General features: G+C 41.0%; 20 protein-coding genes and 4 pseudogenes. 3 read left to right on the forward strand and 21 right to left on the reverse strand.

Features of this window, described 5'->3' with window-relative positions:
* Positions 1-40: 40 nt before the first annotated feature.
* The 3 genes and pseudogenes from BP95_RS30345 to BP95_RS0113630 all read right to left on the reverse strand — a co-directional run bounded on the left by BP95_RS30345 (position 41) and on the right by BP95_RS0113630 (position 4,391).
* A pseudogene (locus BP95_RS30345) lies at positions 41-1,981 on the reverse strand (S9 family peptidase).
* A gap of 133 nt (positions 1,982-2,114) precedes the next feature.
* Positions 2,115-2,990: an S-layer homology domain-containing protein gene (locus tag BP95_RS0113625; RefSeq protein ID WP_028532463.1), complete on the reverse strand. Its 876-nt coding sequence runs from the start codon at positions 2,988-2,990 to the stop codon at positions 2,115-2,117.
* A 57-nt stretch (positions 2,991-3,047) separates the two neighbouring features.
* Positions 3,048-4,391 (reverse strand): methyl-accepting chemotaxis protein, encoded by a 1,344-nt coding sequence (locus BP95_RS0113630; RefSeq protein WP_021256027.1) that lies wholly within the window; start codon positions 4,389-4,391, stop codon positions 3,048-3,050.
* 252 nt (positions 4,392-4,643) lie between these two features.
* Here BP95_RS0113630 and BP95_RS0113635 point away from each other — a divergent pair, with 252 nt between their 5' ends.
* Positions 4,644-6,629: a serine hydrolase domain-containing protein gene (locus BP95_RS0113635; RefSeq protein WP_028532464.1), complete on the forward strand. Its 1,986-nt coding sequence runs from the start codon at positions 4,644-4,646 to the stop codon at positions 6,627-6,629.
* A gap of 129 nt (positions 6,630-6,758) precedes the next feature.
* On the opposite strand, the gene BP95_RS0113640 is transcribed toward BP95_RS0113635, so the two are convergent.
* The 7 genes and pseudogenes from BP95_RS0113640 to BP95_RS30355 form a co-directional block, all read right to left on the reverse strand.
* Positions 6,759-8,555, reverse strand: a complete 1,797-nt coding sequence (locus tag BP95_RS0113640; protein ID WP_021256029.1) for a helix-turn-helix transcriptional regulator — start codon at positions 8,553-8,555, stop codon at positions 6,759-6,761.
* A 101-nt stretch (positions 8,556-8,656) separates the two neighbouring features.
* Complete coding sequence (locus BP95_RS0113645; protein WP_021256030.1) at positions 8,657-9,244, reverse strand: sensor domain-containing protein; 588 nt, start codon at positions 9,242-9,244, stop codon at positions 8,657-8,659.
* A gap of 331 nt (positions 9,245-9,575) precedes the next feature.
* Positions 9,576-11,927 (reverse strand): annotated as a pseudogene (locus tag BP95_RS30350) (prolyl oligopeptidase family serine peptidase).
* A gap of 240 nt (positions 11,928-12,167) precedes the next feature.
* On the reverse strand, positions 12,168-12,980 hold the full coding sequence (locus BP95_RS0113655) for a DUF4097 family beta strand repeat-containing protein (protein ID WP_028532466.1): 813 nt from the start codon (positions 12,978-12,980) through the stop codon (positions 12,168-12,170).
* A gap of 456 nt (positions 12,981-13,436) precedes the next feature.
* Positions 13,437-14,039 (reverse strand): YdcF family protein, encoded by a 603-nt coding sequence (locus BP95_RS0113660; protein WP_028532467.1) that lies wholly within the window; start codon positions 14,037-14,039, stop codon positions 13,437-13,439.
* Positions 14,040-14,143: 104 nt separating this feature from the next.
* A complete protein-coding gene (locus BP95_RS0113665; RefSeq protein ID WP_028532468.1) occupies positions 14,144-15,421 on the reverse strand; it encodes a S41 family peptidase in 1,278 nt (425 codons plus the stop codon).
* A gap of 483 nt (positions 15,422-15,904) precedes the next feature.
* Positions 15,905-16,975 carry a serine hydrolase domain-containing protein gene (locus BP95_RS30355; protein ID WP_021256040.1) on the reverse strand — a complete coding sequence of 357 codons (1,071 nt, stop codon included), beginning with the start codon at positions 16,973-16,975 and terminating at the stop codon, positions 15,905-15,907.
* Between the two features lie 47 nt (positions 16,976-17,022).
* Between BP95_RS30355 and BP95_RS32510 the strand changes: the two are divergent.
* Positions 17,023-17,274 (forward strand): annotated as a pseudogene (locus tag BP95_RS32510) (Lrp/AsnC ligand binding domain-containing protein); the annotation flags it as partial.
* Positions 17,275-17,358: 84 nt separating this feature from the next.
* Here the strand turns inward: BP95_RS32510 and BP95_RS30360 are convergent.
* The 3 genes and pseudogenes from BP95_RS30360 to BP95_RS0113685 all read right to left on the reverse strand — a co-directional run bounded on the left by BP95_RS30360 (position 17,359) and on the right by BP95_RS0113685 (position 20,712).
* A pseudogene (locus BP95_RS30360) lies at positions 17,359-18,569 on the reverse strand (MFS transporter).
* 299 nt (positions 18,570-18,868) lie between these two features.
* Positions 18,869-19,828 carry a proline dehydrogenase family protein gene (locus BP95_RS0113680; RefSeq protein ID WP_028532469.1) on the reverse strand — a complete coding sequence of 320 codons (960 nt, stop codon included), beginning with the start codon at positions 19,826-19,828 and terminating at the stop codon, positions 18,869-18,871.
* 77 nt (positions 19,829-19,905) lie between these two features.
* Positions 19,906-20,712: an AraC family transcriptional regulator gene (locus BP95_RS0113685; protein ID WP_021256044.1), complete on the reverse strand. Its 807-nt coding sequence runs from the start codon at positions 20,710-20,712 to the stop codon at positions 19,906-19,908.
* A gap of 425 nt (positions 20,713-21,137) precedes the next feature.
* Here BP95_RS0113685 and BP95_RS0113690 point away from each other — a divergent pair, with 425 nt between their 5' ends.
* Entirely contained in the window at positions 21,138-21,611 is a 474-nt protein-coding gene (locus BP95_RS0113690) for a hypothetical protein (RefSeq protein WP_028532470.1), read from the forward strand.
* Positions 21,612-21,802: 191 nt separating this feature from the next.
* Here the strand turns inward: BP95_RS0113690 and BP95_RS0113695 are convergent, their stop codons facing one another.
* From BP95_RS0113695 to BP95_RS0113730, 8 genes are all read right to left on the reverse strand, one after another.
* Positions 21,803-22,351, reverse strand: coding sequence for a GNAT family N-acetyltransferase (locus tag BP95_RS0113695; protein ID WP_028532471.1), 549 nt, complete (start codon positions 22,349-22,351; stop codon positions 21,803-21,805).
* A 36-nt stretch (positions 22,352-22,387) separates the two neighbouring features.
* On the reverse strand, positions 22,388-22,912 hold the full coding sequence (locus BP95_RS0113700) for a hypothetical protein (protein WP_028532472.1): 525 nt from the start codon (positions 22,910-22,912) through the stop codon (positions 22,388-22,390).
* Between the two features lie 62 nt (positions 22,913-22,974).
* A complete protein-coding gene (locus BP95_RS0113705; protein ID WP_028532473.1) occupies positions 22,975-23,391 on the reverse strand; it encodes a DUF4279 domain-containing protein in 417 nt (138 codons plus the stop codon).
* Positions 23,392-23,498: 107 nt separating this feature from the next.
* The gene (locus tag BP95_RS31945) at positions 23,499-24,083 is read right to left on the reverse strand and encodes a DUF5071 domain-containing protein (protein ID WP_021256049.1); all 585 of its coding nucleotides are present in this window, start codon (positions 24,081-24,083) and stop codon (positions 23,499-23,501) included.
* 117 nt (positions 24,084-24,200) lie between these two features.
* On the reverse strand, positions 24,201-24,827 hold the full coding sequence (locus BP95_RS0113715) for an immunity protein Imm33 domain-containing protein (RefSeq protein WP_028532475.1): 627 nt from the start codon (positions 24,825-24,827) through the stop codon (positions 24,201-24,203).
* Positions 24,828-24,871: 44 nt separating this feature from the next.
* Entirely contained in the window at positions 24,872-25,366 is a 495-nt protein-coding gene (locus BP95_RS0113720; RefSeq protein ID WP_028532476.1) for a hypothetical protein, read from the reverse strand.
* A 188-nt stretch (positions 25,367-25,554) separates the two neighbouring features.
* The gene (locus BP95_RS0113725; RefSeq protein ID WP_021256052.1) at positions 25,555-25,896 is read right to left on the reverse strand and encodes a helix-turn-helix domain-containing protein; all 342 of its coding nucleotides are present in this window, start codon (positions 25,894-25,896) and stop codon (positions 25,555-25,557) included.
* Between the two features lie 48 nt (positions 25,897-25,944).
* On the reverse strand, positions 25,945-26,227 hold a 283-nt coding region (locus BP95_RS0113730; protein WP_028532477.1), incomplete at its 5' end, for an IS3 family transposase.

A 26,227-nucleotide genomic window follows, 5' to 3' on the forward strand; every position in this document is an offset into this window, starting at 1 on the left:
AAAACTTGAGCACTATTCTGTGAGGATATCCATTTATTAATCATAAAATCCTAAAATCTTTCATACTTTCTCCAAGAATATAGTGTGAAAACCACATCAAATTCTGCTTCATAATAGCCACATTAATTCCTGGCTGGTCAGAACTATATGCCATTCCTTTAAATATAATGAATTCTGTATCAACTCCCATATCCCTTAATCCTTGATATAGCTCATATGCATTGGAAATTGGAATTCTTGCATCCTTTTCGCCATGTTGAATTAAGGTGGGCGTACAGGCTGATTTAATATATGTCATTGGTGATGTTTTCGTATATATCTCTGGATCATTCCATGGATTATTTCCTAAATGCATCTTAATAAAGTAAGGTATATCTGTATTTGCATAGTGGGTACTCCAATTCGTAATCCCACCTCCAACTGAAATAGCTTTAAATCTACTACTATATGTAGAACAGAAAGCTGATATATATCCCCCGTTGCTCCATCCCATAACTCCTACTCTATCTTTATCTACAATCCCTTTGTCTACTAGTCTATCCACCCCAGATATAACATCATCGTAGTCCGCAATTCCCAGTTTTCTATATTTTGCTTGTAAGAATTCATTACCATACCCAGAACTTCCCTTGTAGTTTGGCTCTAAAACGATAAAGCCTTTTTCGATAAACTGTTCAATCGGATATTTCTCATTAAAACAGCCTGAAAATATCGGAAAAGATGCCCAAGCCGGACCACCATGGATTACCACTAATAAGGGATATTTTTTTATTTGCGTCAAACCTTACTGGGGCTGATAAAACTCCCTCTATTTCAAGACCATCACTACTTTTCCATGAGATTATTTCCCTGTTACTTTTAAGCTTTCCTTTGAAAAAGCTATTTTCATTCGTTATTTTTTTATCGTCTACATAGATTTCAAAGGTTTCATTTGGTATAGCTTTATTATAGGATATATGATTGCCATCCCTTGTTTTAGAAGCGTCCATTATAAAGCCATCTACTTTTTCGCTTGCCATTTCCACAGTGCCATTCTCAAATAACAACCCAATAAGATAATTGGTCTTATTCTGCCATCTAATTAAGATTCCTTTAGCTGTCCACCGTAATGGAACAACCGTACTATCAAAATCTGTTAAAGGTTGAATTAACTCTCCACTATTAATATCATATATCTCGAGCGTACTGTCTTGTATATGGCTCTTATAGTAATCCTTCTCCCTAATGCTTGCCGAGTAACATATTTTGCTGCCATCAGGAGAAAAGCAAACGCTCCCTCCCAACAACTTATCTATATTCATCTTTTGTAGCTCTCGAGTTTTAATATCTAGTATGTATAGATCTCCATTTATATAATCACCCATATTTGAGCTTGGTGTAACCATAAATACAGCCTTTTTTCCATCATTTGAAATATCAAATTCATGGATATGAAAATCCTTACCATCAGTTAGTTGATAAACAACGCTATTTTCGTTTTCTATTTCTATGTAATATAAACAATTATTCTGGTATTCCTTACCTATGTGATGAAAATCTCCATATAGTTGCTTACGTTTCTTTATCGCCTCTGATTCTTTTGACTGTGCAACATAATAAAAACCCTTGCCAGTAGGCTCCCATTAGAATTTACTGACCCCTTCTTTTTCATCAGTAATTTGAACCCCACTATAACCATCTATTGACTTAACAAAGATCTGATTTTTTTATTATCCTCGTCACCAACTGGGCTGAGGTATGCCATATCTCTAGAATCTGGAGACCATAATGGGTATGTACTATCTATATCCCTAGTTGTTAATGGATAACTCTGCCCCTTATCTTTTTCATATATCCATACATGATTCCTATATTTATTGTCTTTCCAGTTAGCTGTCTTCTTGACAAATGCTACGTTTTTTCCATTATCACTTATGTTTGTACCTGATAAGGTTGGTAATGAAATAATCTCTTCTATACTTAGATATGTTTTTTCATACATTTGATTAGTAAACCCCCTCGTAACAATTCTTATCTTGGGAACATTGTCCAACGGAGGTTTATTCAACTTTTCAACCCGTAACTAGCAAAATGAGCAGGCTTCGGCAGCCTGCTCAACAATATGCTCAACTATATTAGCCTTTGAATGGAGCTGTAGGTTTTACTACCCCAAGTACAGCTTTGTAGTCCGAAGGTATATAAGTCACAGCTTTTAACTCCGTGATGACTTGCATGTACATTTTGTCAGGATCAGGCTGCACGACTCTATATTGAATAGTGGCCACGCCTTTCGAGAATTGGATGCCCGTGATCTCGAGTCCATATCCAGAGTGAGGAGCTAGAGCGGATAACGTAACTCGTGTGACAGAATCCGTTTCTTTTTCCGAAGTGATTTTTACTTGGTTGAGATCGGAAGTATCAGGTGTTTCCGGTTTTGTGTTTTTAATGAATGTTAACGTTTTGCGGATCATATCGGCAGCTTCTGCTCGGGTGATATAGCTCTTAGGATAGAAGCGTTGCTTGCTATCCAGGGATACGATCTTGGCAATGAGCAGCTTCTGAATACTGTCCATGTATCCGTCTGTCACCTGGTCGGCATCCGAAACGCTTTGGAAAATTTCGATCCATGCATAATTTCGTTTATGGCTTACTTGCCCAAATAGCCATTTGGCGAATTGCTCCCGTGTGACTTTAGCAGAAGGATTAATGTCTTTCGGAATGCCTAGCCCGTTATAGTGAGCGATGATGAAGTCTTCAGCGTATGAAGAGTTATTTTTAACCTTCGTATAATAGTCGGTTGCCTCCGGGTTCTTGATAAATTTAATATTGTCGATGGTTAAATCCAAGCCTTTTACGATCATTGTCACTGCTGTTGCCGCGTTCAAGCTTTCTTTCCCTTCTTCTTTTCTCTGATTGTTCTCTTTATGAGCAAAAGCGGAACCGCTAATGCCCATGCTGAAGACGGCGATTAACATGAGTAGAATCAATGGCTTTTTCATTACATTTCTCATCTTGTTTCCCTCCGCATATCTTTATTATTCTCCTAGACGTGAATGTGCTGAAATATGTTACATAGATGGAAAAATAATAAACCTCTTAATCGATTCCCTTAATTGTACGGACATTTCGGCTTGTCCCTCCATGGAATCAGTGACTTTACTCATCGCCACATTCATTTCTCCTAGGCTTTCCTTCATTTCACTGGTGTAACCTGCAGCCCTAGAAGAACTCTCGGAAACGCCTTCAATGACTTCCTCAATATCCGCTACGGCAGAACCCATCAGTTCCGTAGAAGTATGTACTTCCTCAGAAAGCGACAGGATGGCTTGTGCATCTCGCTGGTATTGTTGACCAGTCTTGATAAGCAGTTCATAATCCGCTTTTGCCTCATTGTTCATATAGTCCAATATGTCCTGAGAACTCTTCCCCAGTTTTAGGAATGCATTCTTTACTTGTACGACCATTTCATCAATATGAGAAATAGCTTCAGTTGATTCACCGGCTAATTTTTTTACTCTTTCGGCTACAACCTGAAATCCTTTCCCTTGTTGACCGGCTCTCGCTGCCTCAATGGAAGCATTTAAGGCTAATATGTTGGTCTGTGAAGAAATTTCCTTGATGCTTGCAGAAATCACATGAATCTCATCCACGATGCGTCCAGCCTCTATGGCTTTCCGAAGATTCTGCTGCTTCTCTTCATACGTTCGAATAGCCTTCTCAAGGGAATGAACGGCCTCGACTTCCATTTGCGTCGCTCTTGTCTTTATGGCGCTAGAGGTTTCTAAGGAAGCCTTTACCTTATGTGATAATTCATCATTGGATCTAGTTATTTTAAGAAGGGACAACTTAGCGCGTTGTGTATCGTTCAACAAATTTGTCGCGTCTTGTGCAAGAATATGTGACTTCGATTGAATCCTTGCAATACTCGCTGTTGAATTGCGCGTTGCGTCCAACATTGCCGAACTAGATTGTTGGATGTTATTTGATGCGTTATCAATTTCCACCACCAATCTCTTGATACTTGTTGAGCCTGTATTTAAAGATTTGCATAACTTGCTTATATCATCATTCCCCTTGAAGCATAGTTCAGAAGACAAATCGCCTGCTCCAAGCTTATCTGTAAATCTTACAACCAATTGAAGTCTCCTTAGGACTAGCCGATCATACATGAAAACAACAATGAGTACCGATATCAGTATGCTAAAAACAGAAGATACGTATAATCCAATGTTGCCCTCCATAAACTCGTTTTGGATCCCTGCCTTGGCGATAACTTCCTTACTGGTATCCAAGACGAAATTCACGAACTCACCAATATTCGTACCGAGAATTTGCACGAGCACGATGGGGAAAATCAGCTTGAATTTAATGGACTCAACTGTCCATTTCTTTAGAGTGTCGATAATTTTCATAAGTGTCTCCTCAATAAGTAATCTAGATGTTAGAAATGATGGCAACCCTCTGTAGAACAGTGTTATTCGGCCGTGTTTGGGAATCTTACTTTTTTTAGGGTCATAAATCCTAGTGCCTAATTGTCATATGACACTTTGAAGTGTCTTGATATTTAGGGTGACGAAATGAAACTTGTTGATATGACAAGCCTTTTGCCATACTCGGATCAGCCGATTGTTATGAGGCAAATACATGTTGAGGAGAGACCATTTATGAACAAAAAGACTCGCACCATCGCGGTTCTGCTATTATCCGCTATGGCAACGACCGCATGGATGCCAGCTAGCGGCCAGGCAGTTGCCGCAACAATGGCCACAACGAATGCACCTGTAAATTCCAGCTTGGAGGGGCCCCGCGATGCCAAGGAGGCAGAAGCATTTGCAGATAGCGTTTTTAAGGACATGATGAAGAAGCATAACACAGTCGGTTCTAATTTCTCGCTCGTAGCCGATGGGAAAGTGTTAGTAAGTAAAGGTTACGGTTATGCCGACAAAGAAAAGAAGATTCTCGTTGATAAAGACACCGTTTTCCAGATCGGCTCTGTTACTAAGCAATTCACGGCCTTGGCTGCTATGCAAATGGTCGATAAGGGGAAAATCGATTTACATGGCGACATTCAAAAGTACTTAGGAGGATTCAAGATTCCGAATAAGACGGGGAAAAAGCTGACGATGTATGATCTGCTTACCTATTCAACCGGATTTGAAAATGACGATATCGCTTCGTATTATTCAACGGAATATGTTAATAAAGAATATCCAATAAAGGATTTTCTCAAAACACATATGACAACGGTTGTGAGGCCTCCGGGAGAAGCTTACGTTTATGACAATTTTGGGTTTTTGCTAGCAGGGTATGCGGTAGAGAACGTCTCGGGGATGCCCTATTCGAAGTATATGGAGAAAAACATTTTCAATCCGTTAGGCATGACCTCCACGAGTGTGCGGATTACGCCTGATCTACTAGGCAGAATGTCTGCTCATTATGGACTGGATGGTAAAAAAATCCCCATGGATGGAACTATGCCTACAGAAAAACCTGAAGGTGGTATCATCTCAACAGCAGATGACATGGCGAAGTATCTTTTAATGCATCTGAACAAAGGAAAGTATGATGGCAAAGAGATTCTGAGCCAAAAAAGCATAGAGCAAATGCACACATACCAGTATTTTGCTGATAAAACGATTCCTATTACAACAATCGGGTTCGAAGGCTACTTCCGTGAGAAGATGAATGGTCAACATGTGATTCTAAAAGGAGGGAATGTTACAGGGCATTCATCCCTGATTGTTATTCTGCCTGAGAAAAATGTAGCCTTTTATATGTCCAACAATGACGACAACGTCCCGTTTAGCATGGACGTGTATACAGCATTTATGAATCACTATTATCCAAAAAAGAAAGAGGTAAAGCCAACCTATTCGGCACTCAGTGAGCAGCAAGCCAAAGCGTATGTCGGATTATATGAAAACATGCGTTTTAATGCTTTTAGAACTAAGATTTCTTATTCGAACGGGCACTTAGTTTCGGAAACATCTTCAGGCAAGCATACGCTGAAAATGATCAGCCCTACGCTGTTCGAAGATGAATCAGGTAATAAAGTGCCGTTTACGAAAAACGCAGCTGGCAAAATTGCATATATGTATATTGTAAATATGCCAGAGGCAGCTTCAATGGCAGTGAAAATTAACGTTGATGCACCATTCTCTGATGTACCTGCGAGCAGTAAGTATAAACCATATATTAACAATGCCTACGGTTTGGAAGTCATGAGCGGGAAGTCTGCCCATATCTTTGATCCAAAAGGAACGATGACTCAAGGTGAATTCTCAGAAGCGCTACTTCGCGCCCATGGGTGGGATAAACAGCCTTTCATGCTTGAAGGCAATAAGAAGCAGATGGTAGCCGGACTGCCTAATTTCTATCCTAATTCCCCGATCACTAGACAAATGGCGGCGGTAATGATCCAAAACCTGAAACAGGTAGAGCCTAAAACGAAGGTTAAACTGAGTGGCACAACGGATGCTTGGGCAGTTGAAGCCATCAAAGCGCTTGTATCCCAAGGGATCATGGACCCGGATACCAAGGTTAAATCTGATGGCTCCGTGAACTTCCGTTCAAAGGAACTTTTAAAACGTCAGGAAGCTAGTGCCTTATTGGATCAAGCATTTAATTATGTTTTGCCCATCCGTCACTAATTAATTTGATTCATGAACTCTAGCCAAGTTCAAGGGCTTATATAGATAGTAAGAAACAAGCGGCTGCCTATGCTGCCGCTTGCTTTAGTTATTGCCGTGTCCAGCGGCATTCTACACCGAGCGATAAGGTTATTCCAACAGCCCGGCCTCTAGTGCCTTTTGCACCGCTTCCTCCCGGTTGCGAACTCCCAACTTCATATAGGCCGATGATGCATAGTTTCTAACTGTACCATCGGATAAATACAATTTGGAAGCAATTGTTTTATATCGTAGACCTTTCGATACGAACTGCAATATTTCAATCTCCCGTGAGGTTAAATCATAGGCAGCTCCCATCTGGGTTGGCGACGTATCGTCCCTGGTCTTATCCTCCAGTTGTACGAACAATTTGTGTGACATCTCTTGATCGATCAAGGTGCCTCCACGATAAACCGTGCGTATCGTCTCAGCAAGTTCTGCCGGCTTGATGGATTTTAATAAATATCCGTCAGCTCCGCTTTGCAATGCCTCCAGGGCTTGTCTAGTATCTTCGAACGTAGTAAGAATCAGAATACGTATCTGAGGACACATTTGCTTCATGGTACGAGATGCGGTGATCCCGTCCATGTTAGGCATGTCCACATCCATAAGAACCAATTGAGGTTGAACCTGCTTGCAAAGCTCAATGGCTTGTTCGCCATCCTCAGCTGTCCCTACAACTTGCAAATCCTGCTGCTCCTCCAAAAGAGTCCGCAAGCTTTCACGAATAAAGGGTTGATCATCGACGACTAACAGGCGGATGACTTCATCATTAAGCTTCATTTGCCGCGGCAAGGTGCAGGTAACGAGGGTGCCTTCACCCGATTGGGTATAGACAGCAACATGACCTTGCAAATTCAACGCTCGCTCTTTCATGGCGTTTAAGCCGAAGCCATCCTGCACTTGTTCCATTCCATGACCATTATCTTGAATTTCCAGCCTCGTCTGCTGAGGCTCGAACTTCATTGACACGGTGATCTCTGTCGCGCGTCCATGACGCACAGCATTCGTCAACGATTCCTGCAAGCAGCGATACAGCGCTGTCTTCGCTTGTTTCGTTACTGGATATTCCTCACCAAAGGTCTGAAAACGAACCGCTACCTTCGCATGCTCCTGAAACTCCTCGGCCAGTTTCCGCAAATACTGAATCAGCGGGAGCGCCTCCTGCGGTGATTCAATTTGATGCACATATCCTCTTACTTCCTCCATATTTTGACGGGCTAAGTTCAACATGGAATCTAGCCGTTCCATTCCTGTCTCGGTCGCTAGCTCAGGCCGCAAGGTTTCCAACCCCATAATAAGGGAAGTGTAAGCATGTCCAACGGTATCATGGAGCTCTTTGGAGAGCCGGCTTCGTTCCTCAGCCAAAGTGATACGCTCGACTTGCGATAAGTACTGTTCCAACACCCCATTTTGCTCCCGGATAATCTCGCTTTGACGATGACTAACCATCAATAAATGGAAGGAAAAACCGAACACATACGCTATTCCAATATGAGTGATCATGAGCCAGAAATCACTCTGCTCTTCAAGCAATTTAATAATGGCGGGTACGAGTATAACAGATATAGGCCCCGACCAGAGATAGGCTCTTTGACCGCTGTTAGCGGCAATTAAAAATGCATACAACAAGAACGAGAGATAAGCTTCCGGAAAGAAGGAAGCTAAATACAAGCACAATCCGCCCGAGATCACGATCTCTGTAACCAAGTAGTATGTATAATTGAGCTGTAAGCACAGCCAAGGAACAGAAAAAGAGACAATCTGCCAAATCACAAGACCCCATAGCGGCAACGTGAAATAAGCTGCTCGCTCAACGATTGTGAAAAAAAGAAAACTACCGCAAATCAACCGGATCATGAGCATGAACCAGTCATACCAGAACCACCGCTTCACCATATCGAACATTATGAATCAACCCCTCAGAGCTTTCAGTATAACATTACGTAACTATTTTAGAGTACACCACCACCCTACGATACTTTTTAGGCAAAATCGAGGCATGCCTTCTAACGGTTCACACTATTCATCATAAGACGGGTGTAGTGACCTAGCATTCGTGTCAAGCAGCCTGCAAGCCTACTGCTCGCCATCATGTATGCAACGCCTACGGCCGATACCAGCACAGATTTTGCAAAATTGTCTATTGGAACATCCATAAAGGAAATGTTGATAAACGGAAACAAATACGGAATGACAATCATCGCGAGTGGAAGTACATAAAGAAAGGCCGTAAGGATGAGGCTTACAATCCCTATCGGAAACTTTAGCATCAACCAGAAGATAGCGATCCAATTGCGCCGGTTCAGCATCTCCCTCCTTGCGTGGAGCCAGATGGAGGTATCAGTGTTTATGTGTTTAACACACAGTGCTGTGGTAACGTCCGTATAGATCTTGGTCTGTATGCGTTCAAATTGTAGAAAGGTGGACGTCGTTTGCAGAACATGAGTAATCAGAGGAATGCCTACAACGGTAAACGAAAGACTGAATCCTAGCGTAAGCGCAACAAGATAAAAGAAAAAGTAAAATACCCCAGTAACGAAGGTGAATAACAGGAAATAGCCATTTTGAATAAAACTGACGACGTTTCTTGTCATCAAAGAGCCCACATCCTTTGCAAGTAGTCATGATAGTCTACGGCTCTCGATGTCATATCCGCCAGTAACATCATGTCATATGACACATAGCGAAAGCATTCTGCTTCTCTACTGTGTTCCGTTAGCGCAATACCTGCAATTCCGTTCGAGCAAATGCCCATAAAAAAAGAAAAAGGACGCCCACAACCTTGCGGGCGCTCTCCATTGATTCCGGCGTTCTGACAAAGTATGTTCTACATAAACACCTCGTTCGGCAACTCGAATTGCTATACGCTTATAGCCTCCTCTCCTCAGCTTCATGGCTACGCCATGCTCCTCGCCTATGGATACCTTATTTGCTCTGCGGCTTCAAGTATTTATCCAAAAACTTGATCATTGTACTGAAGAAATCGATCAAGTTCTCTTCGTTAGTGAAGCCATGTCCTTCATTATCCTTGACCATATACTCCACTTGCGCGCCCCGTTTTTTGAGTGCTTCGACAAATTGGTCGGAATCTGCTTTTTTCACCCGCGGATCATTCGCCCCTTGAGCCACGAATAATGGCGTTACGATCTTATCGACGTGGAACACCGGCGAAACTTGCTTCAGCATTTCTTTGTCCTTTTCGACATTTCCGACACGTTCGTTATAGAGATTTCTCATGTTCTCCCAATACGGTGGAACCGTTCCCAAGAGCGAGAACATATTCGTTATACCTACATGATCAACAGCAGCAGCATACAATTCCGGCGTTTTCGTAATGCCCGTCAAGGCTGAGAATCCGCCAAACGATATGCCATAAATTCCAACTCGTTTCGGATCAGCAATCCCTTGCTGAATCGCCCACTTCACTCCGTCAGTAATATCATCTTGGATTTTCAATCCCCATTGTTTATTTCCTGCATCCATAAAGGACTTCCCATATCCCATGGATGAACGGAAATTCATTTGAAGTACGGCATACCCGCGGTTTGCGAGCAATTGTACATCCGGGCTGAAGCCCCACATATCACGTATCCAAGGCCCACCATGCGGATTGACGATTATTGGCAGGTTTTAAGGCTTTTTATTTTTCGGTAATGTTAAGTAACCGTGAATCGTTAATCCGTCTCTGCTCTTGTAAGAGATCGGATACATATCAGCCATCTGATCTGGCTTAAGCCACGGACTCATATTACCTAATAATGTTAACGCACCGGATACGTTATCGTACAAATAATACATCCCGTAAGTCTTGTCATTCGACACACTAACGATCAGCCTCGTCATATCCTCGTTATAATCGTTTAGCCCGATTTCACTTTCACTGACGCCAAGCTTCTGCTGCAGCTTGCGGTGCAACGCCTCGAATTTATCATCGAAAAACTTCAAATGCGTTTTATCTGTCACATAGATAGCCGCCAGCATTTTATCTCGATTCTTGTCGTAAAATGCTCCAGTCACGTCAACTTCAGGATGCTGATACAGAACTTCTTCCTTACCCTTTACATTCAGCTTGACGAGCGCCGTCTTGTCCCGACCGTTATTGGAGATCGCATAAATCGATTTACCGTCTGCCGAGAAACCAAGCGGATTTATCGTATCTCCAAAATGTAACCTAGCCAGCGGTTTGAACGCTTCTTCCTCCGTATCGCGGTACAACAGTGTACTTACGACTCCGTCGCTTTCAGAAGCGAGTCGAATCTTGCCTTGGCGATCAGCTACCCATGCCGTAATGTTCCCCGGGTTTTTGGCGATCAGCTTCGTTTCCCCTGTCTTTACATTCAATTTATATACATCGAAGATGGCAGCATCTTCTTTATTCATCGAGATCAGAATTTCGTCTTTCACACCAGATAATTCGCTCACGAGTTGAACACTGACCTTATCGTAAGGCGTCAAATCCACTTCCTTATTGCCATTAAAAGTGGACGAATATACATGGAAATTCTCGTCTCCGCCCTTATCTTTGCGATATAGAATGTTATCGCCTTTCCAGAAGAAGCCGGCGATATCGCGATCTTTTGAGCTTGTCACACGAATAGGCTTGCTTTTCTCTCCGATTTTTTCTACAAACACATTGGAACGGTTCTCCCAAGTACCCGCATAAGAAAGATACTTGCCATCTGGAGAAAGCTCGTACCCAAAGCTGCTCGGATTCCGCATGAAGTCTTCCACGGAAATTGGTGACACACCTCTGTTGTCCATCGTTAATAGCATTTTATTTCTGTAATTTTTAAGCACAACAGCCGCTTGAGCTACAGTCACTGGCTGATCTTCGTGTAAGCTTCCATCTGCATTCCCTTGAATGAGCCCAAGTGCCTTGGCGCTTGTTGCATATTCGGCCAAGCTCGTTTCTCCCTGTTCCTTGCCGAGTGCCCGCACCATCATGCGTGCCATCTCACCGCGTTTGATTGGAGCGTCAACGGAAGTGAATTCTTCTTCCTTCAACCACCCTTTCTCGGAAGCAACCTTCATCGGATCGATGCCATGTTGATAGGTAAGCGATACTACCGCATAGCGGATAAAATCTTTAACAGAAATCTCTTGATTTTGTTGTACCCCTTTGTCAACAATCCCCTTCGTTACGAGTGTCTGTACTCCATCTTGATACCAAGGTGCTGCTTGTTTCGCTCCATCCTGTGCCATGACTGACATGGGAACGGATACGGCCATAATAGCCGCAATCGCTGTGGAGACTAGTCTTTTTTTTCTTGCATTCATGATTTAAGTTTCCCCTCTCTGCTGGAAGCGTTACATTAGGGGATGAATGTTAATTACTCTTTTTGAGAAATATCCCCTTTTACTCAAAAGCCAATGACAAGAACATATATCGTTTGCCGAAGAACTTTGAATCTAGTTTTTGGCTCATATTGAAGGTTATAATGTTATAATCTTGATGAACTATATTCTTACTCTCATTCACGTGATGATGATTATGGTGAGCCTGGTACATGATGACACTTAATTTTTGAACGTAATTTCACCCACCTGCGTGAAAATGTTGAGCGTTGCACTTTCGGATTGAGCCTTACCAACATATCCATGGAGTTCTTCGGCTACAATCTTTGTGGTATTTGTTTCTTTTTCAAGAGCAACCTGATTATCGATAGTTCCTATTTTTGTTGATAGATTTACATATAGAGGTGCTGGTTGATCAGGCAGAGCGAATTCGACGCTACCAACGTCAGTAGATATGTTACTGCTTTCCATACCAATTACATCCGTTACAGTAACGTCGCCGGTACCGCTGCTCACATTTAAGTGTTGGACCGACAATTCTGACTCAACGGATATGTTGCCAACTTCATTATCTATCTCAAGAGATTTGAATTCTTTATAAGGAAGACGAATCGTTAAAGATGGCAATGGTTCCGTATTTATAATCTTTAGTTTATTTTTAAGTAGAATCTGTAATGTTCCATCTTGGATCGACGTAGTCACGTTGGTATCCATTCCTTGTGAATTGCCCTTGGATACTTCCAATTCTGCTTGATTGATTTGTTTGTCGCCTATGACAGTAATGATAGCAGCGTTACTCTGAATTTTTAGGGAATGAATGTTATTTACGTCTATTTGAGAAATATCCCCTTTTACTGTATTCGAGACATTTCTAATGTCCGATGTTTCTGAATTTACATTTGTGTTTGTCGATATTGAAGAGTTTTGTTGGGACGAACTTGGTGTACTAATGGCGGATGATTCTTTCGTACATCCGGCGAGTCCGATACTGGCAGCGGCCAGGAGAATCATAGCTAACTTCTTATTGTTGTTCAAAGTTTATCTTCCTTTCTTCCCATTGGATTAAAAATATCAAATATACTTTTTCTTCATATCAATATTGACATTCGAGACCACTTCCTACCTTTGAAAAACCTTGGTCAATCGAATCGTTCATACTATATGCTCCATACTCTTTTCTCCACACTCTCTCCCATAACAATATCCTACAGGACGTAATCTTCTTTTTTCTTACATTACTCTTACGAATTTCTTAAGCTGACTCTATGAGCGATGATTGCCGCTGTTCAAAAACATATGTGTTCAAATAACTATCCACGAAGCTGATTTTAGCCTCTCTCAGACCACGAGCCAATTTTTGAAGATCGTTCAAACTATCCTGCCCATCAGCATAATAAAATGAGCAGACTGCGGTAGTCTGCTCAACAATGTAACGTATTCAACTATCGTGTCCCTTTAGCCTAAACAATCTACCTGGATCAAAGCTTTCGTTCATCTCAATTCATCAAGATTAAAGTCCATAATATCCCCATGCTTCGCGTAGTGTATCAATCCATTGACTTCTTTTTGAACTCTTTTCGTTCCATTTTCATACTTCCACCAATTATCTGGCCTAGTTGTTTGATCTAATACTGGATGAAAACTATATTCAAACCATGAAGGCGCATATCTTAAAAATGTTAAATGACATCTTCGCATGTGATAAAAGGCTGTGCAGATCAAAATTCGCTTCATATTATTCAGCCCGATATGATTATCCAATGCAGCTAAGGATTCAATCACATTCTCCTTCGTATTGGTTGAAATCGTCTCTATAATGATCGCATTCTCCGGGATACCTTTTTCTATCGCAAACGATCGCATGGATTCAGACTCGATAAATTCCCCATTATATCCTCCTGAGAAGAGCAATCTAGACGAACGTCCCTGGAAAAACAGCTCCACTGCAGCTGGCGTTCTATATTTATTGCTCGTTCTGCTAGACGGCACAACAATACAATCGCACTTAGCGTCATCATCTCGTATTCCCTGAAACAAAATCTGATGTGCGAGCTCCTTGGATACCTCTCCTTCTTCTAACTCAGATAGATACAACGTTGTCCCTCCTCTCTTAATCATATATATGCAAAGTGTCGCTCGAAGGGCAAAATAATGATGTTTTCAGGCATTTTACGTGACTCGAAAGTCTATCGTAACCCTTAGCTTCTATTAATTAATTTCAAGGCTTGCTGTAAATCTATATCTTCTTCAATATGTTTAGGTGTCCATTTGATATAGATATCTGGCTGAATTCCTTTTCCGTGTATTGGGTGTACTTCGGTTTTCTGTTCAAGTCTTGATATGGGATAATATAGAGTAAACTGATTGTCCGAATTGATACTAACTAAGTCGCTATAATCATTTAGTCCCATAGTAGCACGTCCTACTATTGTTACTTTGGATGATCCTTTACTAGTCCCCACAAATTCCTCTCCGGCACTTGCACAATAATAGTCCGATAATATAATTACATTTTCTGGGTTATCTTCCCCTTCAAATTCGTTTACCCTGTCAGCTATAAATTCTGAAAAATCAAAAGCAACAAATCCTTGATTTCGATAGGTTTTAAATTGATTTTCAGCAAACTCTACCATCTTCAGCGTATCTTCATCATCTGTTGAATTTCGAAATTGCTCGGCCTGTTCTAGAAATAGTTCCACATTACGGTCAGAACAATTAAACTCTCGTACTTTCAGTTCAGAACTTGGCTTTTCTCCTTTTTTATAAAAATATCTCACTAAAGAATTGCCAGCATGAGCATTCCCTCCACTATTATGTCGGACATCAACAATTACATTTTTGCTTGCAAGGAGGTCATCCTTATGCTTTTCAATTAGATTCACGATACGATCGGTATCTCCAAAATCAGAAAGGGTTACCAATAAAGTGTCTTCGTTAATAGAACGAATATCATAAGTTGACTTTTTAGGAGTTCGTCGATATAAGTTCAATTCCAGTTTAACTGCATCTTCATTTTCGTTAATAAGCTCAAAATACTTAGCTTTGTTTAGGATTTCATCCCATTCCTCTCTCTCCGGATGAGATTCTCTAAGCATTGCACATTGCTGTTTTCTTATCGAAGAAATCGATTGTCCGTCAATAGAAACAATTCTTGCCCCTTTTCCAAATCTGTTCTCTTCATAAACCTCTGTTACGTATAAGGTATCTTCGTAATTCCTCACAAAAAAACCACATGTTTTAACTTCTACCTTTTCTGAATGATGTAAGTGAAAATACATATGACGATCTTGGAAACTAATAAGGTATTCATTCACAATTTCAGCAAACAGTTGCGGTGTCATTAATTCACTGGATTCAAGGCGCTCTATTTTTTTTGTAAAAAAATCAGGATTATCCCAACCTTTTTTTTCCTCATACCCTGCATAATCCTGATGCATGATAGATACAATCTCAGCAAATATATTTACGTATTTCAATTTATATTTCCCCTCCGTATCTTTATTAGATAAAGACTCTCATCGAATAGTTTGGTAAATACTCGAACATTTTATGATCTTTTTTCGGCTTCAACATCAAATATCTAACGCCAGTCATTACATCGCATCATGTGACCAGGAGGATATTCAAAAGCACACTCATTAATAAGTGGAAAGTTAAGCTTCCGACTAATAGTCCCCCTTTGTAAATAAACCCGACCCTAGATAGCTTACCTCTTAGGTCGGGTCGTGTATTTACACAGCTTTTTCCATGATTATACATCTAGTGGAATAGGAGCACGAGGTGTCGAATCGGGAAGTAGAATGACTGAAAATTATTTAGAGAAATAACTATTTGTTCAATGCGTTAATCAGCTTGATTATTTTTCTCCTGCTGAATACCGGCATAGACGGCCTCGCAGATTTCCGTCGTAAATCTACCGAACATCCCCTCCAGTGCAGTATTCGTAAAGGCCACAACACTTAGCTCTTCCTGTGGATCAGATCAACAAACCAAGAATGTCCGTACGTACCGCCCATCCTCCACGAACCTGGTGATTCAGGCGTGTTCGCGATTAGCGGATCCTTCAGCAATGTAAAACCTAACCCAAATCCTCTCCCAGGCCAAAACGGCATATTCAGGTCACCAATTTGATTGGTTGTCATTTCAGCAACCAGCGCTTGTGGGAGGATAGGTGCACCGCCTAATCGCAATGTTTCCAACAGCTTCAGGAAATCTCCCGCACTGCCAATCATACCAGCCCCGCCGGAAGGATACGCTGCCTTATCAAGTGCCCGATTAGGGGCAAGCCGAAAACCAGCTGTCCCTTCCACAAAAGGTATGGCATCCATTTCGAGTAAGCGCCGAGGCTCTTCTGGATGATCTGCGTAAGCAGCTGTAAGTCTCGCTTCATCTACAGCTACAAAAGCCGTATCAGTCATACCAAGCGGTTGTGTAACGAGTCTTTGAACGGCTTTACTGAGAGGCATGCCCGTCACTTTTTCAATTACAGCGCCCAGTACGTCCGTTGCTATCGAATACCTCCACATTGTTCCTGGTTCATAGAGAAGGGGCACTGATGCGATCCTCCTCAGATTTTCCTCTAATGTGATTCTTGCTGCGTCCATCCCATCGGATACACCAGCTAATTCATAGGTTCCGTTATCCTCTTGAAAGAACCGATAGGTTAGCCCGGCCGTATGTGTCAGCAACTGATGAACTGTTATAGAAGCATGCCCCCCATTTGACAAGATGGGACGAAAATACGGAAGCCACGTTTCCACCAAATCGCTAAGCTGTAATTTCCCCTGTGAAATCAAGACTAAAGCCGCTACAGAAACGACTGGTTTCGTTACCGATGCATACCTAAATAAAGCGTCTTCTTGCATCACCCGCTGCTGTTCTCGATCAGCAAGCCCTGCTGCCCTACTGAATACCACATTTCCTTTCTTTGCGATTTGAACCACAGTACCCACAATTCTTTTTTCCGAAAGTGTGTGGTCAATGACATTATTTACGAATGGCTGCAAATGATTTGTCTCGATGCTGCGCATATCCTCATTCCTCTCCAGGCATAGTTGTTGATTCATAAGCTTGTACGGCCTACATGCTTTTTCGAACGAGGGATTGCTATGCCTTCTTAGATTTTTGCCGTGCAGCTCTTGAAGTCGTGGAATGTTATCGAATCAGTGGCGAACACAACTATTTATTAAAAGTATTGACAGACTCCACGCATGGTTTAGAAGCGTTTGAAAATAAGTGCGACCCTTATGGCACCTATACAACCCTAATTGTGATGTCATCCCCTATTGCATATAAAAATCTAATTGAGGGGACGAATTTGCTTGCGTAGTAAGTATCGGTATTTTAACTGAGGCAGAACACACAAAAGGAATCCTCATATCGGATTCCTTTTTCAGTATTCGTTTTCGTATTTTTATGCTTTTTCTTTGCAGAACGCGGGACTTTGAACCAACCAAGCGACAATTAGAGCAGGAAGTAAGAGGATAAACAGGGATCCTGGGAGAAAATTTGACCCCAGCAACTCAAGCAGGAGCGCACCGCTCACTCCTCCTCCACCAATGGCAAGATTCCACACGGTTACAAGCATGGATTGAGCAACATCAGAACTTTCGCCCCCTGCTTGAGCAATTGCGGTCTGCAGCAGTGTGGCCGCACCTCCAAACGTAAGTCCCCACACCGCAACCGCTGACAGAATAACGATCGGTTGTTCGCTGCCAATGCCCATGGCGATCGAAGCCAACGCGAATCCTGCAAGGCTGATGATCACGAGCATTCTCAGAATACGGTCTAGCAGCATCCCTACAATCCATAAGCCGAGCACCGAATCAATGCCGAACACCAGCAACACCAGATCAGTTCGATTGGCAAGTAAAGTTCCGGCTAGATAAGGAGCAATATAGGTGTAAAGTATGTTGTGTGCCAACACCCAAGTGAACACAAGAAACAGGGTTGATCTCACACCAGGAAGTTTGAAGATCTGGAAAAGTGGAAGTTGATTGCTAGTTTGTTCCCCTTCGTAATCGGGCAGCCTCCACTGTACCCAGACAAGTAAGAAGGTGGTCAATATAGATAGGAACCGAAAATCATTCGCCATCCGATATGAGTACCTAAGAATGTACCGATAGGCACACCTAGCGCTAATGCTAATGGCGTTCCAACCATGGCTATGGCCATTGCTTTCCCCTTCTGTGAATCAGGCACCATGCGACGGGCGTAGCCCGCGGTCATCCCCCATAACACGCCAGCTGATACCCCAGCCAAGAAACGAGCCACAAGGGTCAGACCATAGGAAGTAGAACATGCAGTTATCGAATTAAATAGAAGAAAACCAATAAGACAAAGCAGCAGCAGCGGTCGGCGTCTCCATCCACGAGTAGCCGTTGTTAACGGAATGGCGGCAATCAGCGAACCGATCGCATATACCGTAACTAGCTGTCCAGCAAGTGACTCCGTGATCCGGAGATCTTGTGCGATTTGTGGCAAAAGACCTGCCGGCAGGCTTTCCGTCAGAATGCATATGAAGGCCGCCATAGCCAGCGCTAACAAACTAACGATCGGAAGACGGTTTGCAGGCACTTCGTTAGAGCTGTTCTGGGATGCAACCCTCGTTCTTGCATCCCTCATTCTTGTGTTTACAATCATGCCAAGTCTCCTTTATCGATGGTTTTCATGCTTCGGGTTTAAGCATATAAAAAACCGTCGCAAATTGACATGCAAGATTAAAGGAATTGGCAACAATCTTCCGTCATAATTCAGTTATTTTTCTGTTATTTCATTTATAATAAATGCAAAAAAAGGCGGCATCGTTAGATACCGCCTTCCGACTTACTTGTATATCTCCACCTATTGAATATTACTCTATCTACTCTCAAATTTCGTATGGATGTATAGTAGCTAACATGCAGTGGAAGCTACACACGGATTTATTCATAATTCTGTACGGGATCGGCTGCTCCAGCCTCCGTCATATCTAGAATTGCTTGAAATACATTTGGCGGGTATTCCGCAATCCGGTGACATAGATACAAATACCATTCACGACCAAACGTCAGATAAATCCGAACAGGATAACCTGCCTTCTTCAATCGACTGCTCAAATCAGGCCGAATCCCATATAACATCTCGAGTTCAACGCCCGGCTCATGGATCCATCCCCGCTTAATAACTTGATCAATGATAGACTCGTCATGAGTAGCGATCGACAGACGATGCCCTTTGCGGATGGCCTGCTCTATAAGCTGTATATATCGCTCATTTAAGGCAGATGAACGCGGCATGGCGATCTTCTCCGTTTCTTGGTACGCACCTTTCACAATGCGAATCCGTCCTGAGATATCGGTCAAATCCTGTGCCGTACGGTTCAATTGTGCCTGAAGCGTGATGCCGAGGTTCGCATATACGGCTGCTGCTTTTGTATAAATCGAAAGTATGGCGTCTGTCTTAGCTGATTCCTCCATGCTGACAAACAGCTCGACGTCGGCCTGTCGAGCTAGTGCGGCCATTGCTGTCAAATTCTTATAGGCCAATTCGCTATCTATCGATAAGCCGATGTGAGATAGATCGAACGATACGCGAGCTGGTATTCCATGTTGAGCCAACGTATGAATAAGCAGCGTAAGCTCCAGAGCCGCATGTTCGCAGTCTTGGATATCCGTCGTATTTTCACCGATATATTCAAGCGATATAGCGTACCCTTTATCGGCTAGCTTTCGTCCTACCTCAAAGCCATCCTGGCGATTCTCCCCAGTCACATACTTTGCTGCCGCGCGCTGCAAAAGCTGATAAATGGCGGGTGTCTGTTCAACAAAAGCCTTCAAATCAGCTCGACGGGCAATGGATTTCATCGTTTTAGAAAATTGCTCCACATTAGTCGTTGTTATCATCAAATGATACCTCCTCTTATCTATAGGTTCAATCTACAGGATAAGAGGAGGTTACGATTGTAAAAAATTGCGCTTATCTAAACGGAGATAGCATAAGCTTGAGGTGTTGCCCCTACTATTTTGGCAAAGGCTTTTATAAAATGGCTTTGATCATAGTAGCCGGCATCTACGGCAATTTCGGCAATAGAGCGCCGTTTCTTCAGTTCCTTCTTGGCATGATTGATACGAAGTAGATTTTGATACGCATGAGGCGGCAAATGCGTTCCTTTTTTGAACATGCGGATAAGATGATATCTGCTGATCCCGGCTTCATGCTCCAACGTGTCGAGCGTGATCCGATCCGTATAATGCGCATGGATATATTCCTTGATCAAATTGACGTACTTCGTTTCCATTATTCCATATGGCTCAAGCGTCAGATCGTATGCATGCTTATCTACAAGCTTGTGCACCAGTTCGATTAACGATGTTTCAATTTCTAGTGGAGTAGCACTGCGAGTCAGTGCCTCCATGGTGCGATTGAGCAGCATGCTGCAAGCTTTATTCCTCCCAGTTTCGAGCAAGAATGGGATTTGAAGACGATTAATATCAGGCATTTCAAGATGAGCGAACCATCTCGGCTTAATGAACAGCATTTTGTATTTCCATTCTTCATCTTCCGCAGGCTGACAGGCATGTAGGATAAGCGGCGGAAAGCTGATTATTCTCCCCTTCTCAACGCGCCACAAGTCGCCATCACACCATGCCTGCGTTTCGCCTTCATCGATTAAACCGATGGAATACTCCTCGTGAAAATGCTTCTGATATGCTAGGTCACTCTTATGACAGCGCTTCGCTTCCAGGAAAGGGAGCGCTTCATCACGGTAAAAGGTTACATCTGTCATTTTCTAACCTCCAAATGTTCAACTATACTTCCCAATCATATTCAAATACGTTATTTCGCCAATCGCATTGCAAACAACAGACATTCACATCATTATGACTGTTTTGTGGTTATGATGGATATTTTACAGAGACTAATTCCACCCTCTTGTTTATATCGGAATACTCGTAGGTAGTGAATATAAGAAGCTGTCGTGGTAACCGGATCATCGCATGAAAGAAACAGCAATACAAGTAGAGAACCTGTAATCAGAAAACTCATTACATACTTCAATGCATCCCACCTAATCGGAGTATTCGACTGAACCATTCTCCTTAAAAAAAACTTGAAAATTACTAAATAAAGAATAAAATAATAAAAGTTAAAATATGTTTTCAATCTTACGACATCTTAGTTGATTACATTAGAAAAGAAGGAATAATTATGATGATGTTTTTGATGTTGGCTATTAGTCTGGGTTTAATGTTCTTCATTCATTATTTATCAAACCAGATGATTCAAAATGAAGTTACTCATCCAAGCACAAAAAAAAGCTTTATCATAAAGCTTTTGCAGTTCGTTAAATTTGCTCCTTTCATTGCTTTGCTTGTATTACTCGTACTGGTTTCAACAACTCTACATACAAAAGCAGGCATTCGACTCTCTCATGCATGGTATGCCGCGCAATTTTGGGCTTACTATACGTTCCTGTATTGCATTTATATGATAACCAAGAAAAAGCTGTTTCTGTTATCAATGATCATATCTTTATTCATAGCCATTTATAACACGCCATTATTTCGCTTTGAAAACCTATTTACAGGATATAATGTAGTTGTGGCTAATATTTTCGGAACTTTGATGTTTATCAATTTATGGATGGCAATATCAAGAGTTTTAGTGCAAATAAAAAATAAGTAACGTGAGACAAATTAAAACACCTTCAAGTAAATGCCCTTATATCGTAAGATATGGGCGTCAAGCTTGGAGGTGTTTTTACGTTGAAAACTTGACATGTCTTTCTTAACAATTCGAAATGCTTATCTCGAGATAAACGGGATATCCATCACAGGATCATCCTTATCTCTAAGATTTCAATCTATTGCAGAGTTTCATTGATTAAGATACTCATCCTTTAAAAGCCCGTAATAAATGAGGTCTTCATATTCACCCCATTTTTTCACATGTTGTCTCAGTGTTCCTTCGTATTTCATACCCAGCTTTTCCATTACTCGTCCCGATGCAGGGTTTTTCCCTAAAAAACGTGCATAAACTCGATTCACATTCATTTCTTCAAATGCATATTTGACAATTCCCTTCGCTGCCTCTGTACAATATCCGTTGTTCTTATGCGCTTTCCCTATCCAATAGGCCAATTCACCATGTTCAAACTTGGGATTCAGTCCAATACAGATGGCTCCGATTACATATTGATCTTCCTTATGTACAATTGCTAGTTCGAGTGAACGATTTCCATCAAAATTAACGGCATGTGTATCGATCCATTGTTCTGCCATTCCATCCTCATAGGGATGCGGGATATACAGCGTCATCTCTGCAATATATTTATCACCTGCTAATTCTTGAACAATTTTCGCATCATCTAAACGAAACGGTCGCAATAGCAATCTTTCTAATTCAATCGTCGGCAATTGCTTCATATATCGTCCCCCCGTTGCGAATCAACCCTAGATAGCTTACCTCTTAGGCTGGGTCGTATAATCAAGATTAATCTCATTTTCAATGGAAAGACGTATGGATTCAGAGTGAAGCTTACCATCATTATCATTCCATGTAATCGTTAACGTAGTGCTATTATAGTTATGTATATCCTTTTTTGGTTCATTATAAGAATATTCTCTGGTTATAGAACCTATATCATTTAGATTGGCGGGAATAGCTACAGTCCCTTCTTTAGAACTTGCTTCAGTCATATAAACGATGTCATAATTCCCATCCAAATTCAATTCTTCAAATTTCATTTGATAATAAGTAATCTTCTCAAAATTCTTTGGATCACCTTTGTACGCTAACTTTCCATGTCCGCGCAATATATTACTAGGAGTGACTATTATTTTGTAATCCGTAATGTCCCACATTTCTCCGGTACCTTTGAGGTTATATACATGGACAGCAGGATGATCTACCTTAAAGTATAAGTACCCCCAAATAACATTAGAAATAATCAAGGCAGCAATTAATATAAAGATGATTTTCTTCATTTTTTCTCCTTTAACTAACGGAATAGCTCTGAAAACTTTTGCAATATCCTATTCTAGACTGATCAATCCCAATCCGAATTATTAGCATAGATATCAATATCGAACTCGGCATTAATATCGTTTGCAAATTTAATCTGTTCTGAATCTAAGTATAATGCTGGAGTCATTCCCTCCTCAATGATTATCACGATAAAAAGCTTGTTGGTAGCTTGAAACGTTTTTTGAATTGTATTAATTATTTCGCACTTATCGCGAAGCTGTATAATGATCTGATTTAATTGACCACTTACATCTAGTGATTCCTCATAATCAGTACTAATTGTCCACGATGTTTCTTTTCTAGTCCGATTTTCATTTATTCTTTCACCTTTTAGTGATACAGATCTGGGATTTATCCCTATTCGTCTTGTCACTTCGTCTACATCAAAATCATCTCCGAACAGACTGTAGTAAACTTTTACCCTTGTTTTCTCCCCCAGTTCACTTCACCTCATCTTTTATAATTGTCAACCTTGGAGGTGTTTTTTCGTTGCAACTTAAGCACTTAATTGATCATCCTATCTCTAAGATTTTCATCCATGCAGTTTCAATTTAGCACCATCGTTTTCAATTGATTAAGCTCATCAAAAATATCGCAGTTTCGAATATCCTGTAATTTACTATCTATTAAATTCAAAGATTCTTTAGATTCTAACATTTTATATTGAACCAACAACTTCAATGCTGATAGATGCACTTCTTCATCATCAAATTTTGAAGCTACAAATATTAATTCATCAGTTATTTGTTCCACTAAATCCACTGACCATTTTATTAATACGCACTCTATAATCCAATACTTCCAAATCATATCTTCACTTTTCAGCGCTTCTTTAATAGACGGTATCAAAGGTTCTTTTATTGAGACCAAAAATTCAGATATTCTTATAGCTCCCGGCCAATTTATATCCATAAGCCATTCTAAAAGATCAGGAAGTATTTTATGTACTCGCGGATAACCAATTTCTATTATTACATTAGCAGCATGATCCCAATGCATTTTATCAATCGGTTGAACTAGAATTTTGAGCTCCTCATCCTTCAATTTTTTGAATTGAATCTTTGCTTCTTGAAGTTTATCGGATGGAGTATCCCAATGCAGATAAGTTAGTAACTGTTTAAGATCGTCCATGTTGCCCTCGTCCCTCCCGCTCCATGTTATTTCGATAACATTCATGTGACATCCTCTATTTCGTCTCTTGGAAAAAGACTAGAGCAAGAATGCATCAATCTTTTGCAATCCTTTCATCTATTCTTCCCACTCATAATCAAATACCTCATAAAACTCTTTCGTCTCAAGATTCCTCTCAAAGGCACATTGAGGCTCCCGATCTATAAAAGCTAGAATCGAATCATCTATATTCAATACCTTCCCTATCGAAATAAATTGATAATTATTGATATCATCAGGATCGTTTTCTTCTTCATACCCCGTAAAGAAACTCCATCCCGTATCCGATTCCGAGCCTTCATTAGGAAAGTCCCTTACCATAAAATTAAATTCATTTCGCTCCAGTACATCGTTCGTTACAACAACCTTCTTCTCAAAATAATAATCCCAATTGACAGCGCTAGGATCATGATGCATCGTGTCGCAAATATGTTCAATTTTAAAATGGATTTCTTGACCGAAAACCAGATCCTTAATAGATACCGGCTCATTCCGTAATGTTCCAATCAGTTTATCACCTGATCGATGGATGATTTCAACCCACATTCTCTCTCCACAATATTCTGCATCTTCTTCCCCGCATAAAAAAATAAGCTTGACCAACTCGCCAATCTCAATCTTGTTCAACACGTATTCACTAGGTACATAAAACGTATAGGGCGCTTCCTTATGTCTTTCTACAACACTATCCAAACTCCAAGTCACTTTTATATGTATCTCCTTTGCACTTTCAGAGTCGATCTACTTTATCATCTGGAATTATCGGGTGGTTGCTGAGCATGTCTTATAAGCTTTCCACCGTCAAAAAATTTGCCATATTTCTTTATTATCCCTTCTATTTCTATATCTAATGGGATTCTATTTCCGGTTTTCCATGTTAAAAAATATGCTCTAACTTCACCACTATAAAACACCCATGAAAAAAACTTCTTTGCAAATTTATGTGCTCCATTCGTTCTAAAATAATTCATTGAACTAGCATCTTTCCATACAGTTACGGTCTGACCGATCCCTCCTTGAAGTTGACCTGAAAGCTCTGCATATAACAAATTCTCATTCTTTGTAAGCTGCTTCTTTACAATTTCATTCACAATCCCGTTAATGATCATACGTGTAATATTAAATCGTTCCCCACGTGTTACTGATATAATGGCTGTTTCAGGCAACTCAACATCTCTGTTCCCTAACGTAAATTTTGCTCCATATTTGTTATTAGGATCTTGACGTTTTACCCAAGCCTTCACCAAAAACACCTCCAATAATCGGGACTTTCAGCTAATGCTCTTGTATCTACAAGCCTAAGTGATTTAAGGGAGCGAAAGCGCAGAGCCCGACGGACTTAGCCTCGCAGGGTTGTTCTCTCAACTCTTCATTTTTTGACTTTATCGGTTTACGCTGCCATCTAAGTTCCTCCTTCTTCGAAGCATATTCTTTAATATTGCAATCGATGTTTTAGAGGCTCCTTCAACCATTCTTGTAACCCATCTGTACTAATAAAATTGTCGGTTCCAATCCTAACGATCGGAAATAATAATCTACTAGTATCTACACCATTCCTTAACATTAATTCTTCACTTGAAATGATGGCTCTTACTTTGGATTCAGGAATATGTAAATACTCAGCTGCCTCTTCGATCGTCAAGAGCGGTTTATGTCTGGATCCGTATTTCATTACTTCTCTGTCCGAGGATTGACTAATAATGACACTGCTAACAACAAGAGAAAGCCCCACAAGGAATGAACAGATGATGGCACTAAGATTTAGTTGCTTCATGATTTGTCCTCCTTCAAAAAAATGTAACACTGGATTGTCAACACTAAATCAGACAGCTTTTTTAAGGGATAATCTTCTGTAATCTACTGGACTCATATAGCCTAAGGTTCCATGGATGCGATGTTTGTTGAACCAATTTACGTAGTCATATAGCTCCAATTCTAGGTGATGTAAACTGTGGAAGTTCATCTGATTAATGAATTCCGTCTTCATAATTTTAAACGTAGCTTCTGCAACTGCGTTATCATAAGGACACCCTTTCATGCTTAAGGAACGACCGATCTTGAACGTAGCAAGTGTCTCATCAATCAACTTGTTCTTAAATTCACTA

The sequence above is a fragment of the Paenibacillus sp. UNC217MF genome, from assembly GCF_000686865.1.
Taxonomy (GTDB): Bacteria; Bacillota; Bacilli; order Paenibacillales; family Paenibacillaceae; genus Paenibacillus_B; species Paenibacillus_B suaedae.

What these genes read in the sequence shown, in the direction of transcription:
- BP95_RS0113625 (WP_028532463.1), bottom strand. Translation starts at nt 2,990, where the DNA reads ATGAGAAATGTAATGAAAAAGCCATTGATTCTACTCATGTTAATCGCC.
- BP95_RS0113630 (WP_021256027.1), bottom strand. Translation starts at nt 4,391, where the DNA reads ATGAAAATTATCGACACTCTAAAGAAATGGACAGTTGAGTCCATTAAA.
- BP95_RS0113635 (WP_028532464.1), top strand. Translation starts at nt 4,644, where the DNA reads ATGAACAAAAAGACTCGCACCATCGCGGTTCTGCTATTATCCGCTATG.
- BP95_RS0113640 (WP_021256029.1), bottom strand. Translation starts at nt 8,555, where the DNA reads ATGTTCGATATGGTGAAGCGGTGGTTCTGGTATGACTGGTTCATGCTC.
- BP95_RS0113645 (WP_021256030.1), bottom strand. Translation starts at nt 9,244, where the DNA reads ATGACAAGAAACGTCGTCAGTTTTATTCAAAATGGCTATTTCCTGTTA.
- BP95_RS30355 (WP_021256040.1), bottom strand. Translation starts at nt 16,975, where the DNA reads ATGCGCAGCATCGAGACAAATCATTTGCAGCCATTCGTAAATAATGTC.
- BP95_RS0113680 (WP_028532469.1), bottom strand. Translation starts at nt 19,828, where the DNA reads ATGATAACAACGACTAATGTGGAGCAATTTTCTAAAACGATGAAATCC.
- BP95_RS0113685 (WP_021256044.1), bottom strand. Translation starts at nt 20,712, where the DNA reads ATGACAGATGTAACCTTTTACCGTGATGAAGCGCTCCCTTTCCTGGAA.
- BP95_RS0113690 (WP_028532470.1), top strand. Translation starts at nt 21,138, where the DNA reads ATGATGTTTTTGATGTTGGCTATTAGTCTGGGTTTAATGTTCTTCATT.
- BP95_RS0113695 (WP_028532471.1), bottom strand. Translation starts at nt 22,351, where the DNA reads ATGAAGCAATTGCCGACGATTGAATTAGAAAGATTGCTATTGCGACCG.
- BP95_RS0113700 (WP_028532472.1), bottom strand. Translation starts at nt 22,912, where the DNA reads ATGAAGAAAATCATCTTTATATTAATTGCTGCCTTGATTATTTCTAAT.
- BP95_RS31945 (WP_021256049.1), bottom strand. Translation starts at nt 24,083, where the DNA reads ATGGACGATCTTAAACAGTTACTAACTTATCTGCATTGGGATACTCCA.
- BP95_RS0113725 (WP_021256052.1), bottom strand. Translation starts at nt 25,896, where the DNA reads ATGAAGCAACTAAATCTTAGTGCCATCATCTGTTCATTCCTTGTGGGG.